The organism is Neisseria weixii (genome assembly GCF_002327085.1).
GTDB lineage: Bacteria > Pseudomonadota > Gammaproteobacteria > Burkholderiales > Neisseriaceae > Neisseria > Neisseria weixii.
On sequence record NZ_CP023429.1, the window covers coordinates 1,418,154 to 1,436,594 of the forward strand.

An 18,441-nucleotide genomic window follows, 5' to 3' on the forward strand; every position below is an offset into this window, starting at 1 on the left:
AACAAACAGTTGCTAGCATTTTTTTACCCTAAAACGGTTGTTTCCTCAGGCCAAATCGCCTAAAGTTTCATGAACGATGTATTTAGGCCGTCTGAAATCAACTCATCTTTTCAGACTGCCTCATAAAGCACACAAAGAAAGTTAACAATAATGTCGAAATCCACTTTGAAAAAAGTTGCACTTTACACCTTAGGTGCATTCAGCGGTGTGGCAATCAGCCTCAGCGTTCAAAGCATTGCCGCCGAAAAAAGCGCTAAAGACGAATCTTTGCCAGTGAAATCCATCCGCACCATGGCCGAAGTTTACGGCCAAATCAAAGCCAATTATTACCAAGACAAATCCGATGAAGAACTATTCGAAGGCGCAATGAAAGGCATGGTTGCCGGTCTCGACCCGCATTCCGAATACATGGATAAAAAAGGCTATTCCGACTTGAAAGAAAACACCAGCGGCGAATTTGGCGGCTTGGGCATGGAAATCGGTCAAGAAGATGGCTTTATCAAAGTGGTTGCCCGATTGAAGATACTCCGGCCGAACGTGCGGGCGTGAAAAGCGGCGACTTCATCGTCAAAATCGACAATACTTCAACGCGCGGCCTGACCGTCAGCGAAGCCGTGAAAAAAATGCGCGGCAAACCCGGCACTAAAATTACTCTGACCCTGTCACGTAAAAATGCCGACAAACCGATTGTGGTGAACCTGACCCGCGCCATCATCAAAGTGAAAAGCGTGCGCCATCACCTGCTTGAGCCGGGTTACGGCTACATCCGTGTCACCCAGTTCCAAGAGCGCACCATCGCCGGCGTGAAAGATGCCGCAAAAGATTTAACCAAGCAAAACGGCGCCCCATTGAAAGGCTTGATTTTAGACCTGCGCGATGATCCCGGGGGGCTGCTTAACGGTGCGGTCGGCGTATCGGCAGCCTTTCTGCCGAATGATGTTAACGTTGTCAGCACCAAAGGTCGCGACGGCAAAGCCGGTATGGTCTTGAAAGCGACGCCTGAAGATTACATTTTATCCGGCGGCAAAGATCCACTCGACGATCTGCCTACCGAGCTGAAGACCATTCCGATGACGGTGTTGATTAATTCCGGTTCCGCTTCCGCTTCGGAAATCGTGGCCGGTGCGCTGCAAGACCACAAACGCGCCGTAGTCGTCGGCACGCAAAGCTTTGGTAAAGGTTCGGTGCAAACCGTGATTCCGTTATCCAACGGCAGCGCAGTCAAACTGACTACTGCTTTATACTACACCCGAATGATCGCTCGATTCAAGCGCAAGGCATTGTGCCTGATGTCGAAGTCAAAGACAAAGACCGCGCCTACGAAAGCCGCGAAGCCGACTTAATCGGCCATATCGGCAACCCACTCGGCGGCACGGATGTCAACAGCAGCAATGAGATTCCTGAAGTGGCCGAAGAAGCCTTAAAACAAGATGCCAAACCGAAAACCGACAAGGAAATAGAAGAAGACATCATCGCACGCCGCACGCCGAATCCAGCCAAAGACGATCAATTACGTAAAGCTTTGGATTTGGTAAAAAACCCGACCGAATGGCAAAAATCGTTAGGTTTGGCTGTGAAAAAACCGGTACCCAAAAAGGACAATAAAAAAGAAGATAAGGAATAATTCTTGGTCTGAATTCAAAATCAAACAGGGCAGAATGTGTTTTCTGCCCTGTTTTTTGTTTATAAAAAAGGCCGTCTGAAACTATCCTTTCCAGACGGCTTTGACCTTTGTAAAATCCCGGATTTGAGTACAGCTCGACGTTAGAGCGTAAAGAAAGCTCAGACATATCATTGAGATCGGCAAACTTTCGAATAGCGAATAACGAAGCAATGTACCCCAATAGGAATTTTGCGAAGGTCTCGATCTTTTAGTATGACTGCCTTAATGAGCTTTCAGCACTGCCGCAACTTGAGCCACTACATCATCAACCGCAACGCTTTGCGATTCGGCATCACGGCGTTGCGCATATTCTACATTGCCTTCTTTCAGGCCACGGTCGCCAATCACGATACGGTGTGGGATACCCAACAACTCGGAATCGTTCAGCAATACACCCGCGCGCTCATCACGATCGTCTAGCAACACATCCACCCCCTGGGCTTGCAGTTCGGCATAGATACGGTCGGCCGCTTCACGCACCGCTTCAGATTTTTTGTAGTTCATCGGCACAATCACCACTTCAAATGGCGCCATTGCCGGCGTCCAAATGATGCCGCGATCATCGTGATTTTGCTCAATCGCCGCCGCCACCACACGAGTCACACCAATGCCGTAGCAACCCATTTCCATGATCTGCGACTTACCATTATTATCCAAGAAAGACGCATTCAAAGCTTTAGAATATTTATCGCGCAATTGGAACACATGACCCACTTCAATACCGCGCGCCAGTTTCAGACGGCCTTGACCGTCCGGACTGGTATCCCCCTCTACCACATTGCGCAAATCGACAAATTCAGGCTCTGCCGAATCGCGGCCAAAGTTGAAGCCGGTGTAGTGGTAGTCGTCTTCATTGGCACCAATTACCCAATCTGTGCCTTTTTCAGTGGCGAAATCGGCATAAATCTTGCCCTTGAAGCCAACCGGCCCCAGCGAACCACCATTGGCACCAAATTGCGCCAAAATCGCTTCCGGAGCCGCCATACTCAAAGGCGATTTCACACCGGCCAATTTTTCCGCTTTAATGTCGTTAAACTCATGATCGCCACGTAACAGCAGCAACACGATTTCGCCTTCTTCCTCACCTTCAACCACAATCGATTTCAGCGTTTGCTCAATCGGAATATCCAAAAATCCGACCAAGGCCGCAATCGTTTTCACATTCGGCGTATGAACCTTATTTAATGTTGCTTGCGCTGCCGCACGCTCGCCGCTCAAAGGCAACGTCGGTGCCAATTCGATATTGGCGGCGTAATCAGACGCATCGCTATAAGCAATTACGTCTTCACCGCTATCGGCCAACACCTGGAATTCATGCGAACCCGTGCCGCCGATGCTGCCCGTATCCGCCGCCACCGGGCGGAAATCCAAGCCCAAACGGTTAAATATACGGCAATACGCGTCATACATATCCTGATAAGTCGCCTGCAAAGATTCAAAATCCGCATGAAACGAATAAGCATCTTTCATCACAAACTCACGCGCACGCATCACGCCGAAACGAGGGCGGATTTCATCACGGAATTTAGTTTGGATATGGTAAAAATTCTTCGGCAATTGCTTGTAGCTGCTGATTTCCTTGCGCACAATATCTGTAATCACTTCCTCACAAGTCGGCCCCATGCAGAAATCGGCATCTTTACGGTCTTTCAAGCGCAGCAATTCTTTACCGTAAAACTCCCAGCGGCCGGATTCCTGCCACAATTCAGCAGGCTGCACTACCGGCATCAGCAATTCCACGCTGCCCGCACGATTCATTTCCTCACGCACCACATTTTCCACTTTGCGCAACACACGCAAGCCCATAGGCATCCACGTGTACAAACCCGACGCCACCGATTTGATCAAACCGGCACGCAGCATTAATTGATGGCTGGCAAGCGAAGCTTCCGCAGGCGCTTCTTTTAAAGTAGAGATAAAAAATTGACTGGCTTTCATGATGTCTGGTTCGAATGTTCAAAATAAACAGCTATTGTAACGCGATTGGCAGAAATTTAATAATTTTTCACCTGTCAACGGAAATTTGTGCACACCTTTGCAGCACTTTGTTTTACTTAAAAATTTTATTTTCACAGGGTCCCAAATACCATTAAATATATAACATATTGATTTTATTGAATTTAAATTGATTAAATTTTAAGCAACTTAACAGCATGATTGTCGCTAAAACGTTTTTTTTGTTTATTCAAAGTTTACCCACAAGGTTATCCACAAAGTTTGTGTATAGATTTCCACGGTCTTGAAATATAAGCTTTCGTCATAAAAATAGCTTCAAAACCGGAATTATACCTATGCTTTTGTCAAGATTTTTCTGAGATAATATGAAATAAAAAACGCCATGTTTTGCAACATGGCGTTTAGAGAATCTGGTGGAGGCGGGGGAATTGAACCCCCGTCCGAAAGTCCTCTACAAAGCGTTCTACATACTTAGTCTTGCCTACTTGAAATCTTGCTTCCCTTGCGCCGACAGACAGGCTCTTGGGAAGCCAGTTACCTTAAATCTTATTTTCCGCCAAGTAACCCGACGGAAAACCAGCCAATGTGAAATGACGTTGCCGTAGGTTTGACCCTACACAGCCCATCGGCCAACTGCTGCAACGGCTAGCCTTAAGCGGCTAAAGCGTAAGTTTCGTCGTTTGCGACTATTTAGATTCAGTGTTTTACGGGAATCTGAGACCCCGGTATGCCCGCATCTGCTTCGCAACCCCCGTCGAAACCAAGATCGCCCCCAGATAGGAAAGGTTCATTATACGCAGAGTATGCGGTTTTGCCAATCTTTATCAGGCAGTCTGAAACGATTGTTTGTGGCAAGCAGGATAAAAAAGGGCTACACTCTCTCGATTATTCCGCAACACCTACTTAATTTTCAGACGGCCCATTGATATCTATTGATATAGATATTTCGTTTCAAATAGAAATCAGACAAACGACAGCAGCTGCCGTGTACACCTAGGCAACGCTATATTATTTCTATCTGAAGCAAATATACAAGGCCGTCTGAACAGGATACCCAACATGTATGATGTCAACACCCACGATGTGCGCCGTTTCTTTGCCCATGTATGGCAACACCGCTTCACACCGCTGCAACTGGATGGTTTGCAGCAAAAGGCTTTGCGCATCATTGAAGCTCATCCGGAATATGAACATTACTTGGCAGACATCGACAATTATTTAGATAAAAACTGGCTGCCGGAAGATGGGGAAAGCAATCCTTTTTTGCACATGTCGCTGCATTTGTCTTTGCAGGAACAAGCGGCCATCGACCAGCCGCCGGGCATTCGTGTGATACATGCGCAATTGTGCGCGCGTTATCATTATGACTGGGTTCGTGCCGAGCATGAGATGATGGACGCGCTGGCGGAAACCTTGTGGGAAGCGCAACGCTATGGCCGCGGTTTGGATGTCAATGCTTACATGACGCGTTTGCGTAAATTGGCCGGATTGGGGCAGGAGGAACACGCACGTTTGAATCCGCACGAAGTGGGTTTGTCCGATAAACTTAGCGAGCGTGAGTAATGGGAATGATGAGGCCGTCTGAAACTTGATTTGCTTTCAGACGGCCTTGATGATGTTAGTCCATCAACCCCGCCTGCCGCATAGAATAAGCTTCCCGCGCGGTAACTACAAAATGATCCAGCAGCCAAATATCCACCAAATTCAGCGCCTGCGCCAATCTTTTGGTGAACTGAATATCCGCTTCAGACGGCCTCGCGTGTCCGCCCGGATGGTTGTGGGCGATAATCAGACTGTCGGCGTATTCGTCAAGCGCCAGTTTGACAATTTCACGGATATAAACCGTGTTTTCCGCCACCGTTCCGCGCGACAATTCGCGCACGGCAATCAGTTGGTTTTGACGATTGAGCAGCAAGGCTAAACTGACTTCAACTTTTTCGTGTCCTAAGTTAAGCCTCAAATAATCGCCGGCGGCTTGCGGATTACTCAGCGTCATGTTTTGCTGCAACTCTTCGCTTAAAATCCGCCGCCCGATTTCTTTCACTACCGCAAACTGGGTAAAGCTGGCCAAGCCCATGCCTTTATGCGCAGATAATGCGCGCGCTTCTGCACTCATCAGCTTGCCCAAGCTGCCGAATTGTTGCAGCAGATAACGCGCTAAATCCACCGCGCTCATACCGCGCGTGCCTACTCTAAGCAAAATCGCCAGCAATTCGGCGTCACTCAATGCTGCTGCCCCGCGTGCCAATAATTTTTCACGCGGCCGTTCCCCTTCAGGCCATTCTTTAATACTCATACAAACCTTTATAATAATTACTTTTATTATAGTTTTATACTATATTAATTTAAGGTAGTATCCAATCTTTCTTTATTCAAAATATAGAAATCATGGCGAATACGTTTGCTGTATACAACAATACCGTCTGAAATCGGTTTCAGACGGCATGGATACATTTTAACTGCCTAATTTGCCATAAGCCTGATAATCACTCAAACGCAGCACACCCACGGTTTTACCGTCTTTTTGATAAGGATAAAGCAAGACATAATGGCCATTTGCATGATCAAAACGCGACGCATTGGCGTGCTGCCGGAAAGCGGCATTTAAATAATCGCGCTCGGCTAAATCGGCGGCATAAAGAAAATCGCTTTTACCGGCCGGTTGAGTTTTATCACCTAAATAAGCCATTTTATCAAGGCTTAAATTCAGTAATACCGGTTTACCGTTAATCTTATCGGGCACAATCAAGGAAACCTGATTAAACGAGCGGCCTTGCTTGTTCAGTAAGATCAAAATCTCTTTGGCCGTCTGAAATTGCTTGGGGGCAAAACGATAGCCGGCAAGCCATGCCACTTGTTGCTGATTATCCTGAATCAAGCTTTGCGCAGAATGCTCTAACAGCTGCTGCTTTTTCTGAATGGTCAGATAATTGCCGCCGAATAAGATTGCTGCCAACAAAGGAAACACCAGCAATACGCCATGAATCAGTTTCTTACCGCCGACAACTGTTGCTTGCTGCCCGCGCTCGGCAATGCGCGTTAAGTTAGCCATGATATTCAACATCAATGCGCCGGCCATCAAAGCCAAAATACCCAAAATGCTCAAGCCAAACATACCGGTCATGTGTTCACGGAAAACTTTCAACCCGAACACTTCAATCAACACAAATGAAAACACCCAATACATCAACAACAATATCGAAATCAAGCCGATGATATTGCTGATTTTGACTATTTTTTTGAGTTCCATCTCTTCCCTTCCATACTGCCATGATAATCTTCTCATGCTTATCTTAACAAAAAACTCAGGCCAAATATACTCTTAATAATATGACCATTTTGCTTTCAGACGGCATTTCAGGCCGTCTGAAAATATCATCGGCTTAAATCAATCGGCTTTCCACCTTATCCCTTTTTTGCCGCTGAATCACGGCGAATCTATTTAAATAAGCCGTTAACAAAAATTTAATATTGCCCCCAACCCACTTAGACTAATATAATGTTAAGTTCACTTGAAGTAAGTCTTTTCACGTCTTCAAAATTAAATAGTCTGCAAATCAGCCAGTTTATTTAATTTTGGGAACGTTGTTCCCCCCTTTCCCGCTGCCCGTGCGCTCTGCAAGCGTTTTCAGACGGCCTTTTTTTATGCCGTATGAAACGCCCTCCAGCAATCAAAACAGCTTTTTATCACCCATCGAAAATCCGTTTTGCCGGTACTCGTTTCAATTTTGGAGTATTGCCATTATGACCGCAACCACTGCGTCTTCTGCCAAACCTTATTTGCAAATCCAGGGTTTGGTGAAAAAGTTTGGTGACAATTACGCTGTCGATAACATCGACTTGGATATCTATCAACACGAAATCTTCGCCCTTTTGGGCAGCTCGGGCAGTGGCAAATCCACGCTGCTGCGTATGCTGGCGGGCATGGAAATCCCGAACCAGGGCAAAATTATTCTGGATAACCAAGATATTACCAAGCTCGCGCCGTATGACCGCCCGATTAATATGATGTTTCAAAGCTATGCCCTGTTCCCCCACATGACGGTTGAACAAAACATCGCTTTCGGTCTGAAACAAGACAAAATGCCCAAAGGCGAAATTGATGCGCGCGTAGAAGAAATGCTGCGCTTGGTGCAAATGACCAAATTTGCCAAACGCAAACCGCATCAGATGTCCGGCGGTCAGCAGCAGCGTATCGCCTTGGCACGCAGCTTGGCCAAGCGCCCGAAAATCCTGTTGCTTGACGAGCCTTTGGGCGCGCTCGATAAAAAACTGCGCCAGCAAACCCAATTGGAATTGGTAAACACACTGGAGCAAGTGGGCGTAACCTGCATCATGGTGACGCACGACCAAGAAGAAGCCATGACCATGGCCACGCGCGTGGCCATTATGTCCGACGGCCAATTACAGCAGGTCGGCACGCCAAGCGATGTGTATGATTATCCAAACAGCCGCTTTACCGCTGAATTTATCGGCGAAACCAATATTTTCGAAGGCGTGGTAGTGGAAGACCATGCCGATTACGCGATTATCCAATGCGAAGGCTTGGATAATCATGTGCGCATCGACCACGGTCTGGGCGGCCCTGCCGAGCAAGATTTATGGGTGAGTATTCGTCCGGAAGACATCGATGTGTACAAAGACAAACCAGAGCATTTAGGCAATTACAACTGGGCGCAAGGCACAGTAAAAGAAATCGCCTACTTGGGCAGCTTTGCCATCTACCACATCCAATTGCCCAATGGCCGTGTGATTAAGAGCCAAGTGCCTGCGCCTTACTGGTACGTGCGTAACATCACACCGCCGACTTGGGACGAAACTGTTTACGTAAGCTGGCCTGAAAACCAACCTACGCCGTTGTTCCGATAAACAAGGAATACCGCGATGAATCTAATCCAATTAAAGAAAAAGCTGTTCCGCAAACCGGGGCAGCGCATGGTGATCGGCATCCCGTATCTGTGGCTGCTGGTGCTGTTTCTGATTCCGTTTGTGATTGTGCTGAAAATCAGCTTCGCCGAGCAGGAAATCGCCATTCCGCCGTTCACACCACTCACTACTTATGATGAAGATTTCCGCCGTCTGAATATTCTGCTTAGTTTCCAAAACTATGCGGATATTTTCCAGAATTTCTGGGCGACATTGGTCAATTGCTCAATCCGTTCAGTAACAATGGCGAAAACATTTATCTGCTGACTTATTGGTCTTCGATTAAAACCGCGTTGACAACAACAATTATCTGTCTGCTCATCGGCTATCCTACAGCCTATGCCATTTCCCGCGCCAATCCGTCGATTCGCAACGGCTTGCTGCTGGCGATTATGTTGCCGTTTTGGACATCATTCCTGCTACGCGTTTACGCATGGATGGGCTTATTGGGACACAACGGCATTATCAACAACTTCTTGATGAAAAACGGCATCATCAGCCAGCCGCTGGATTTGTTCTACAATGCCTTTTCCCTAAATCTGGTGATGGTTTACGCTTACCTGCCGTTTATGATTCTGCCTTTGTACACACAATTGGTGAAACTCGATGGCCGTTTGCTGGAAGCCGCTTCCGACTTAGGTGCCGGGCCGATTAAATCCTTTTTCACCATTACTCTGCCATTGTCGAAAACCGGCATTATCGCAGGCTCTATGCTGGTATTTGTACCGGCGGTCGGTGAATTTGTGATTCCGGAATTGGTCGGCGGCTCGGAAAACCTGATGATCGGTAAAGTATTGTGGCAGGCATTCTTCGACCAAAACAACTGGCCGCTGGCTTCTGCCGTTGCCGTGGTGATGGTGATTTTGCTGGTGATTCCGATTGCGCTGTATCAGCATTACGACAACCGTCAAATTGAAGAAGGATCGAAATAATGCATAAACAAAAATTATCTTGGTTCTTAAAGTTGATGCTGTTCATTTCATTGGCATTTTTGTATATCCCACTGTTTGTGCTGGTGATTTACTCATTCAATGAATCCAAGCTGGTAACGGTTTGGGGCGGTTTTTCCACCAAATGGTACGCAGCCTTAATGCAAAACAGTACCATTCTGGAAGCCGCTTGGTTGTCGCTGCGCATTGCCGTGGTTTCATCATTGGCCGCAGTGGTGCTCGGCACGCTGGCCGGCTATGCGATGGCGCGTATTAAGCGTTTCCGTGGCAACACCTTGTTTGCGGGCATGGTTTCCGCGCCGATGGTGATGCCGGATGTGATTACCGGTTTGTCGATGTTGCTGCTGATTATCCAGGTGCAAATGTTCCTGCAAAACAGCGAATGGCTGCAAGCGCTTTACTTCGAGCGCGGTTTTTTTACCATTTTCTTGGGTCACACCACTTTATGCATGGCCTATATTACGGTGGTGATTCGCTCGCGTTTGATTGAATTAGATCAATCGTTGGAAGAAGCGGCCATGGACTTAGGTGCTCGTCCGCTGAAAATCTTCTTCGTGATTACCCTGCCGCTGATTGCCCCTGCAATTGCTTCCGGCTTCCTGTTGGGATTACTTTGTCGCTGGATGATTTGGTGATTACATCGTTCTTGTCAGGCCCGGGGTCTTCGACTTTGCCGCAAGTGATTTTCTCTAAAATCAAACTGGGTTTGGATCCGCAGATGAACGTATTGGCAACCATCTTTATCGCCGTGATCGGCACACTGGTGATTCTGGGTAACTATTGGATGATGCGCCAAGCCACCAAGCGTGACCGTGAAGCTGCCGAAGCTTACCGCCAAGAAAAAGCAGCGATTCAATAAATCAACCGCATAAAGCAAAGAAAAGAGCCACTTTTAAAGTGGCTCTTTTTATGAGGAATATATTGCTTATTTGTTGAACAAACAAAGGCCGAGACCTTTGCAAAAAACCCAAAACTCCCCTAAATTCCCCCTAAAGAATTCAGAGGAGTTTTTTATGAGCAGCTTCTTCCAGCAACAAGCCCGAATCATGACGGGTAAACATACCGGCAGCTGCCCGTTGCTCAAAATTAACCGGCTGCCCGATTGGCAGCCCGCCGGACAACTGCCCAACCGGCAAAAGACCCGTTACATCCGCGGCCACCGCGGCCGCCCCGCCTATCCGCTGCCGCCCGTGCTCAAAGCCGTATTGCCCGGCCAATGGCACAACCTCTCCGATCCGGAATCGGAACGCTGTTCAGCCGCCCGTCCGGATTTCTGCTTCTTCTGCGGCTTTGATGAAGCCGCCTTACCCGGCCGCAGCACCCCTGCCGTTTCCGCAACCGGCCGGCACAGGATGACACCTTAGCCCGGCTTCCCGAACCGGTTAACCGCCGGCTGACCGATAAAAGGCTTAAAAACAGAGAAAGCCCCGGCAGCAGTGATTGATGCCGCCATCATCCAAACTGCCGGCGGCAAACAGCGTCAGGCTGTCGAAACCGATGAAAACGGCATCACTGCCGAAACCCTGCCCGGCAAAGACAAGGATGCGCGCCGGGTGAAGAAAGAGGGCAGATTCACCTCGGGCTGCAAACAACACACCCGCACCGGTTCGGAAGGCTGTATCGGGAAACTGCACACCACCCCGGCCGACGCCCGTGAGTGCAACCATTTCGAACCGCTGCCGGACGGCACCGCACCCGGAACAACCGTCTGTGCCGATAAGGGGTATGACAGTAAAGCCAACCGGGAGCATCTGCAAAGCAAACGGCTGTCCGGCGGCATGATGCGTAAGGCACAGCGGGGCAAACCTTTAACGGAGCAGGAGAAACAGCGCAATACGCAGCTGTCGGAAGTGCGCTGTGCGGCCGGGCAAACCTTCGGTACGCCACACCGGAAATCCGGCTGTAAAAGAGCGCGTTATTTCGGTTTGCGGAAAGTGCCGGCGCAAAGCCATTTGAAAGCGGTGTGCCTGAACCTGCCAAAGGCAGCCGGCAGGCTTCGTGTGCCTGCTGCTGCCTGAAAAGGGCAACAGGCACCCGATAAAGGGGCTGATTGGGGGAAATACGGACGGGAAACACGTCTGAAAATGAAAAAACGGTTACCTGATTGTTCAGGTAACCGTTTGGATGGGGTGGCCGGTATTTTGCAAAGGTCTCGGCCGAGACCTTTGCAAAATACCCATCTTTGACACATTTCTTTCTTTTGCGCTGCCCCAAAGCTTGCCTGTCTTTATGATATGTCTTCGCTTTCTGCGCTGCTACAACTTTGAACTGTACTCAAATCTAGGGTTTTACAAAGGTCTCAGGAATATATTGCTTATTTCCCAAACAAACAGAGGCCGTCTGAAGCGTTTCAGGCGGCCTTTCATCAATTTAGCGGAACAAATCCAATGATTTCACAAATACCATCACCATACCGTAAATCAACGGAATTCCCACCAATGCCCAGCGCCACCATACTGAAAAACCACCGCGCTTAATACTTTCCTGAAGCAGATAGGCGTCGGAAATCGCAGTTTCGTCATCCGGATTGCTGCTTGAAGCAGCTTTGTGAATATCCGTTTCATGATGCTTTTCATGCACGACTTTCACGCACAAATTGCACAGCAAACCCACCAACAGCAAACCGGCCATAATATACATGGTCACGCTATACGCCTGCGCCGCCGGAATGCCATTGTCGATTTGGCTTTGACGAATATAGTTGACCAACACCGGGCCAATCACGGCGGCGGTTGACCAAGCCAACAAAATCCGCCCGTGAATCGCACCGACTTGATAAGTGCCGAATAAATCTTTCAAGTAAGCCGGAATCGCCGCAAAACCGCCGCCATACATCGACATAAATTACGCAAAAGCAAATCATAAATAAGGCTTTATTGCCGCTGGCACCAATCGACGGCACGGCAAAATACAGTAGCGAACCCAGCACAAAGAAAATGGTATAAACATTTTTGCGGCCGATTTTATCGGAAATGCTCGACCAGAAAAAACGCCCGCCCATATTGAACAAGCTCAGCAAACTCATAAACCCTGCCGCGGCACCCACGCTAATTGCTGCCTGCTTACCCACCGATGCTTCTGAAAACAATTCCTGAATCATCACTGCCGCCTGCCCCAATACACCGATACCGGCGGTAATATTCAGGCACAACACCCAAAACAGCAGCCAAAATTGCGGTGTTTTCATTGCTTGGTTAACGTTGACATGATTGCTGCTGACCAGCTTATTTTTGATTTTCGGTGCGACATAGCCTTCCGGCTTCCAATCCGCCGCCGGTACGCGGATAGTGAACGCACCGAACATCATCAAGGCAAAATAAATAAACGCCAATGCCACAAAAGTTTGCGCCACGCCCACAGAACCATTGCTGCTGAATAAACCCATCAGCCATACTGGCAAAGGCGGTGCCACCATAGCGCCGTCACCGAAGCCCATAATTGCCAATCCGGTCGCCATGCCCGGTTTATCGGGAAACCATTTCATCAAGGTTGAAACCGGTCCGATATAGCCCAGCCCCAAACCAATACCGCCAATTACGCCGTTGCCCAAATACAGCAGGGCTAAATTGTGGGTGCTGACACCTATTGCCGACACCAAAAAGCCCAAGCTGAAACAGCAGGCCGCCACAAACATCGCTTTTCCTGGGTCGATACACTTCATCCATGTACCGCACATCGCTGCTGATGCACCCAATACTGCTAAGGCAATACTGAAAATCCAGCCGACTGTGGTCAGTTTCCAATCGCCTGCTGCCGATTCGGTGATCCCGATTACCTTAGTCAGCGGTGCATTAAACACAGAATACGCATAAATCTGGCCGATGGCCAAATGCACGGCCAATGCCGCAGGCGGCACCAACCATCGATTGAAACCCGGCTTGGCTATGGTAGCCTCACGGCTTAGAGATTTCATGGCAACCTCAAATAACAATAGATTAACTGATTGATTTTACCTATAAACAAGGTAAAAATTGTCGACAACTATATCAGTTTTCAACCTTTTCTCTACGCCACAAAATAACTATTTTTAACAAAAGAACCCAAGAAATTGCCTGATTTACTTTCAGACGGCCTCAAATAGCATTATCATCTTATATCCCGCCATCAGGAGCTGATTTATGCAAACCCAAGCTGTTGTCCGCCATATTGTCGATTGGTTGAAAAACTATGCAGAAAGCGCACGCGCCAAAGGCTTTGTGGTCGGCGTATCCGGCGGCATTGACTCTGCCGTTGTGTCTACGCTGGCCGCCGAAACCGGCCTAAACGTGTTGCTGATTGAAATGCCCATTCGCCAAAAAGCCGACCAAGTTAACCGCGTACGCGAACACATGGATAATTTGCAACAACGCTACACCAACGTGACCGCCATAAGTGTGGACTTAACCCCACATTTAACACCTTTGCCGAAACAGTAGAAGTCGATGAAAGCGCATTCCCTAACAAACAGCTTGCGCTGGCCAACGCCCGCTCCCGACTGCGCATGGTCACACTTTATTACTACGGACAACTGCACGGCCTGCTCGTCACCGGCACCGGCAACAAAATCGAAGATTTCGGCGTGGGCTTTTTCACCAAATACGGCGACGGCGGCGTAGACATCAGCCCGATTGCCGATTTAACCAAAACCCAAGTTTACGCGTTGGCCAAAGAGCTGAATGTCATCGAAACCATTCAACAAGCCGTACCGACCGATGGTTTGTGGGACACCGAGCGCACCGATGAAGAACAAATGGGCGCGAGCTATCCCGAGCTTGAATGGGCGATGAGCGTTTACAATACCCATAAGCCTGAAGACTTCAGTGGCCGCGAGCGCGAAGTTTTGGAAATCTACACGCGCTTGCACAAAGCCATGCAACACAAAATCAACCCGATTCCGGTGTGCAATATTCCGCCTGAGTTAATGAAATAAACCCAAAGGCTGAGACCTTTGCAAAATCCCCATCTTTGGCACATTTCTTCGTTATGCGCTGCTCGAAAGCTTGCCTATCTTCGTGATATGCCTGCGCTTCCTGTGCTGCTATAACTTCGAACTGCACTCAAATCTGGGGTTTTACAAAGGCCTCAGGTGTAAGAAATAGTCGCGTTGTTTACACAACAGGTTAAGAAAAATAAGCCTGTAAAACCTCAAAAGGCGTATCACCTTTCAAACCCTTATGCGGCTTAACCGTATTATAAAAATTCACAAAACGGCACAACTCCTTTTGCCGGTCTTCCGAATCTTTAAACGCAAACTTATCATGCCACATTTCCATTAAGGTACGGATCACCCGTTCCGCTTTACCGTTCGTCTGCGGTCGGGCAATACGGGCAAACTTTTAACCGATATTGTTTTGCACACAGGCAACCGCAAACGGATGTGACGCATTGCCCCGGTATTCCATCCCATTATCCGAGTAGGTACACTCAATGGTATACGGACAGCAATCAATCACATCATGCAAAAGGAACTTGGCTGCACCGGCGGCAGTACGGTCAGGCAAAATGGCCGCATACAGTTCGCGGGAATAGTCATCAATGGCGACAAACAGGTAATCCCTCGGTTCGGTTGCTTTTTGATTCTGCAATAAGGGCAGCCGTTTGGTGTCGAAATGCACCATTTCGCCGGAGTACGGCTTATTGTAGCGCTTAGCCTGTTTCTTGAGCTTTTCTTCGATGGCTTTTTCAACTTTAGCCAAACGTTTCATGCCATATTTGGCTTGTTTGAAACGGTTGTTGGTGCTGTTTTGCGGTGCGGGAAGTTACAGCCGTGCGGCCTTAAGGATACGGTAAATGGTGACCCTGCTGACTTGGTATTGCCGAGCCAGTGAAGTAACGGTAATTTTATCCTGTGTATAGGCGCGCCAAACGGCTTGGCGTTGGTGCGGAGTAAGGCGGGTGTTTTTGTGGATGTTCATGGCAGAATTGTCTTTCAAATACTGTAAAAAACGCTAGCTTTTCTTAGTCTGAAACTTCTTTTTCAGACGGCCTCATTAAAAAAGAGAACCATTAAACCATGCGCCTACACCACGTCGCCTTAATTTGCTCTGATTACCCGCGAAGCAAACATTTCTACACCGAAATCTTAGGCCTAAACATTCTCGCCGAACACTACCGCGCCGAACGTGATTCCTACAAATTGGATTTAGGCATCGGCTCGCATTATGTGCTGGAGCTTTTTTCCTTTCCCAATCCGCCGCCGCGCCCAAGTTATCCCGAAGCCTGTGGCCTGCGCCATTTGGCCTTTGCCGTAAATGATGTTGCCGCCAAACGCGATGAATTAAGCAAAAAAGGCATTGCGTGCGAAGACATCCGCATCGATGAATACACCGGCAAAGCATTTTTCTTCTGCCAAGATCCCGATGGCTTGCCGATTGAGTTTTATCAGGAATAGGCTAGGCCGTCTAAAACTTCGTTTTCAGACGGCCTGAGACCTTTGTAAACCCCCGATGGAGATTTTTCAAAGGGCTCAACCTGTCACCTTATAAACCGCTGCAAAATCAGTTAAAATACGCCCTTTCTGTACTTTACCGCTACCGTTATGAATATTCTGCAAGTTGAAAACGCTTCTTTCGCCGTCGGCCATGTCGCTTTATTGGACAAAGCCGCTTTCCAGCTCGACAGCGGCGAAAAAATCGGCTTAATCGGCCGCAACGGTGCGGGCAAATCTTCGTTTTTAAAAATTCTCGCCGGCGCGCAAAAACTGGACGATGGCCAGATTATTCTGCAAAACAACCTGAAAATCGTTTATGTGTCGCAAGAATCGTTTTTCGATAACGCGGCAACGGTGTTTGATATTGTGGCTGAAGGCTTGGGCGAAATGCGCGGGCTGTTGAGCCGTTATCACCAAGTCAGCCATCAGCTGGAAAGCAGCAGCGATGAAAGTTTATTAAAAGAACTCAACGAATTGCAGCTGAAAATCGAAGCACAAGACGGCTGGAAACTGGATGCAGCGGTAAAACAAACCATCAGCGAACTGGGCTTGCCGGAAGACGAAAAAATCAGCAACCTTTCCGGCGGTCAGAAAAAGCGTGTGGCCTTGGCGCAAGCATGGGTACAAAAGCCCGATGTGTTGCTGCTTGATGAGCCGACCAACCATTTGGACATCGACGCGATTATCTGGCTGGAAAACCTGCTGAAAAACTTTGAAGGCAGCTTAGTGGTGATTACCCACGACCGCCGCTTTTTGGATAATGTCGCCACCCGCATTGTCGAGCTCGACCGCGGCACGCTGCGCTCCTATCCTGGCAGCTTTTCCAAATACAGCGAAAAAAAAGAGCAGGAATTGGCCGTTGAAGCCGAACACAACCGCTTGTTCGACAAATTACACGCGCAAGAAGAAGCGTGGATTCGCAAAGGCATTGAAGCCCGCCGCACGCGCAACGAAGGCCGCGTTCGCCGTTTGGAAGAATTACGCCGCCAACGTGCCGAACGCCGCAATGTGCAAGGCCAAGTTAACTTCAAGCTCGACAGTGGTGAAAAAAGCGGCAAAATCATCGCTGAATTGGAACACGCATCTTTCCAATACGGCGACAAAGTCATTATGGACAAATTCTCCGCCATTATTCAGCGCGGCGACAAAATCGGCTTAATCGGCTCCAACGGTATCGGCAAAACCACGTTTTTAAAACTGATTTTGAGCGAATTGCAGCCTACTTACGGCCGCATCCGCATCGGTTCCAAGCAGGAAGTGGCCTATTTCGACCAATTCCGCAGCGCATTGAACGAAAACGACACCGTGTTTTACACGCTCGGTCAAGGCAATGATTTTGTTGAAATCGGCGGCAAAAAACGCCATGTGATGAGCTATTTGGAAGATTTCCTGTTCCACCCTGCGCGCGCGCAATCACCGGTTTCTTCACTCTCCGGCGGCGAACGCAACCGCTTGTTACTGGCAAAATTATTCACCAAACCGGCCAATATTTTGGTGCTGGACGAACCGACCAACGACTTGGATATCGACACGCAAGAATTGCTGGAAGAGCTGCTGCGCGATTATCAAGGCACGGTGTTTTTGGTCAGCCACGACCGTATGTTCCTCGATAATGTGATTACACAGAGCATTGTTTTTGAAGGAAACGGCCGTCTGAAAGAATACATCGGCGGCTATGAAGATTATCTCGATGCCAAAAAGCGCGAGCAAACCCTTCAGACGGCCTCAGCGCCGAAAGCCGCAGCCGAGCTGGTGAAAGAAAAGCCTAAAGCCAACCGCACGGTCAAACTTTCCTACAAAGAACAGCGCGAACTCGATGCCCTGCCCGAAGAAATTACGGCCTTGGAAAAGGAGCAGGCCGAACTCAACGTTCAGCTTTCCGACCCCGACATCTTCAAAGATTACGAGAAAGCCGGCGCATTACAAGCACGTTCGGAAGAAATTGAAATGCTGCTGTTGGATAAACTGGAATTGTGGGAACGTTTGGAAGCCAAGCAAAATGGTGTACAGTAAGGTTGTCCGCTCCAGTCAACATGCCGTCTGAAACGTTTCAGACGGCATGTTTTGATTTCAAGATCGCTTTTAAAATCATCCTTAGTCCTTTAAAAAATAATCGTAAACTGAGGCCTTTACAAAATCGCCATCTTTGGCACATTTCTTCGTTCAAAGCAAGGCTGCAAAAGGTTATTAGGGCGGTTGATGGCGTCCCAATGCTGATGGATGATGCGGTTATCGGGAATTGATTGACATGGGTTTTGCAAAGTATCTCCGAGTGCATCAACGTGACAATGAATTTACCCTTAGTGCGCAGCATATAAAACGGTATCGAATTCTTCTGCGGCAATGCCAAGCACCGCTTGGTACAATTTAATGCTGCAGCAAAACATACGTTTTAACTGCACCTGAAAGAAACCGAATTCGGGTTCAATGACCGGCATAATTTTGTACAAAGAGCTGTTGTGAATGTTGTCCGAGAGCCCCTTAAAATAGGTTTTGCTTCCTAAGCCCTATATTATTAATGTAAATCATATTATAAA

General features: G+C 48.3%; 7 protein-coding genes, 1 other RNA gene and 7 pseudogenes. 9 read left to right on the top strand and 6 right to left on the bottom strand.

All coding sequences use genetic code 11. The annotated features are described in order from the left end of the window. Window positions 1-150: 150 nt before the first annotated feature. Window positions 151-1,624, top strand: a pseudogene (locus tag CGZ65_RS07215) (S41 family peptidase). A gap of 261 nt (window positions 1,625-1,885) precedes the next feature. Here CGZ65_RS07215 and CGZ65_RS07220 read toward each other — a convergent pair. Together CGZ65_RS07220 and ssrA are read right to left on the bottom strand one after the other, a co-directional pair. Continuing rightward, window positions 1,886-3,601 (bottom strand): proline--tRNA ligase, encoded by a 1,716-nt coding sequence (locus tag CGZ65_RS07220; protein ID WP_096295369.1) that lies wholly within the window; start codon window positions 3,599-3,601, stop codon window positions 1,886-1,888. A 429-nt stretch (window positions 3,602-4,030) separates the two neighbouring features. Further along, window positions 4,031-4,393: a transfer-messenger RNA gene (ssrA, locus tag CGZ65_RS07225) on the bottom strand. Window positions 4,394-4,678: 285 nt separating this feature from the next. Between ssrA and CGZ65_RS07230 the strand changes: the two genes are divergently transcribed. Next, a complete protein-coding gene (locus tag CGZ65_RS07230; RefSeq protein WP_096295370.1) occupies window positions 4,679-5,182 on the top strand; it encodes a DUF1841 family protein in 504 nt (167 codons plus the stop codon). A gap of 55 nt (window positions 5,183-5,237) precedes the next feature. Here CGZ65_RS07230 and radC read toward each other — a convergent pair whose 3' ends face one another. Next, window positions 5,238-5,915 (bottom strand): RadC family protein, encoded by a 678-nt coding sequence (gene radC, locus CGZ65_RS07235; RefSeq protein ID WP_096295371.1) that lies wholly within the window; start codon window positions 5,913-5,915, stop codon window positions 5,238-5,240. 159 nt (window positions 5,916-6,074) lie between these two features. Then, window positions 6,075-6,869, bottom strand: a complete 795-nt coding sequence (locus CGZ65_RS07240) for a peptidase (RefSeq protein ID WP_096295372.1) — start codon at window positions 6,867-6,869, stop codon at window positions 6,075-6,077. 494 nt (window positions 6,870-7,363) lie between these two features. On the opposite strand from CGZ65_RS07240, the gene CGZ65_RS07245 reads away from it, so the two are divergent. The 4 genes and pseudogenes from CGZ65_RS07245 (at window position 7,364) to CGZ65_RS07260 (ending at window position 11,513) form a co-directional block, all read left to right on the top strand. Next, on the top strand, window positions 7,364-8,488 hold the full coding sequence (locus CGZ65_RS07245; RefSeq protein ID WP_096296129.1) for an ABC transporter ATP-binding protein: 1,125 nt from the start codon (window positions 7,364-7,366) through the stop codon (window positions 8,486-8,488). 15 nt (window positions 8,489-8,503) lie between these two features. Then, window positions 8,504-9,477: pseudogene (locus CGZ65_RS07250) on the top strand (ABC transporter permease subunit). After that, window positions 9,477-10,354: pseudogene (locus CGZ65_RS07255) on the top strand (ABC transporter permease subunit). The pseudogenes CGZ65_RS07250 and CGZ65_RS07255 overlap by 1 nt, the downstream one beginning before the upstream one ends. Before the next feature lie 154 nt (window positions 10,355-10,508). Next, a pseudogene (locus CGZ65_RS07260) lies at window positions 10,509-11,513 on the top strand (IS5 family transposase). Window positions 11,514-11,865: 352 nt separating this feature from the next. Here the strand turns inward: CGZ65_RS07260 and CGZ65_RS07265 are convergent. Further along, window positions 11,866-13,408 (bottom strand): annotated as a pseudogene (locus tag CGZ65_RS07265) (OFA family MFS transporter). Between the two features lie 205 nt (window positions 13,409-13,613). Between CGZ65_RS07265 and nadE the strand changes: the two are divergent. Further along, window positions 13,614-14,404 (top strand): annotated as a pseudogene (nadE, locus tag CGZ65_RS07270) (NAD(+) synthase). Between the two features lie 152 nt (window positions 14,405-14,556). On the opposite strand, the pseudogene CGZ65_RS15360 reads toward nadE, so the two are convergent. Continuing rightward, window positions 14,557-15,389 (bottom strand): annotated as a pseudogene (locus CGZ65_RS15360) (integrase core domain-containing protein). A 98-nt stretch (window positions 15,390-15,487) separates the two neighbouring features. Here CGZ65_RS15360 and gloA2 point away from each other — a divergent pair. Both gloA2 and CGZ65_RS07285 read left to right on the top strand, forming a co-directional pair. Further along, window positions 15,488-15,865, top strand: a complete 378-nt coding sequence (gene gloA2 / locus CGZ65_RS07280) for an SMU1112c/YaeR family gloxylase I-like metalloprotein (protein WP_096295373.1) — start codon at window positions 15,488-15,490, stop codon at window positions 15,863-15,865. Window positions 15,866-16,012: 147 nt separating this feature from the next. After that, window positions 16,013-17,917, top strand: a complete 1,905-nt coding sequence (locus CGZ65_RS07285) for an ATP-binding cassette domain-containing protein (protein ID WP_096295374.1) — start codon at window positions 16,013-16,015, stop codon at window positions 17,915-17,917. The last annotated feature ends 524 nt before the right edge of the window (window positions 17,918-18,441 follow it).

Excerpts from the sequence above, each read along its gene's own strand:
- CGZ65_RS07240 (WP_096295372.1), bottom strand. The coding sequence starts at position 6,869 with ATGGAACTCAAAAAAATAGTCAAAATCAGCAATATCATCGGCTTGATT.
- CGZ65_RS07230 (WP_096295370.1), top strand. The coding sequence starts at position 4,679 with ATGTATGATGTCAACACCCACGATGTGCGCCGTTTCTTTGCCCATGTA.
- CGZ65_RS07245 (WP_096296129.1), top strand. The coding sequence starts at position 7,364 with ATGACCGCAACCACTGCGTCTTCTGCCAAACCTTATTTGCAAATCCAG.
- gloA2 (WP_096295373.1), top strand. The coding sequence starts at position 15,488 with ATGCGCCTACACCACGTCGCCTTAATTTGCTCTGATTACCCGCGAAGC.
- radC (WP_096295371.1), bottom strand. The coding sequence starts at position 5,915 with ATGAGTATTAAAGAATGGCCTGAAGGGGAACGGCCGCGTGAAAAATTA.
- CGZ65_RS07285 (WP_096295374.1), top strand. The coding sequence starts at position 16,013 with ATGAATATTCTGCAAGTTGAAAACGCTTCTTTCGCCGTCGGCCATGTC.
- CGZ65_RS07220 (WP_096295369.1), bottom strand. The coding sequence starts at position 3,601 with ATGAAAGCCAGTCAATTTTTTATCTCTACTTTAAAAGAAGCGCCTGCG.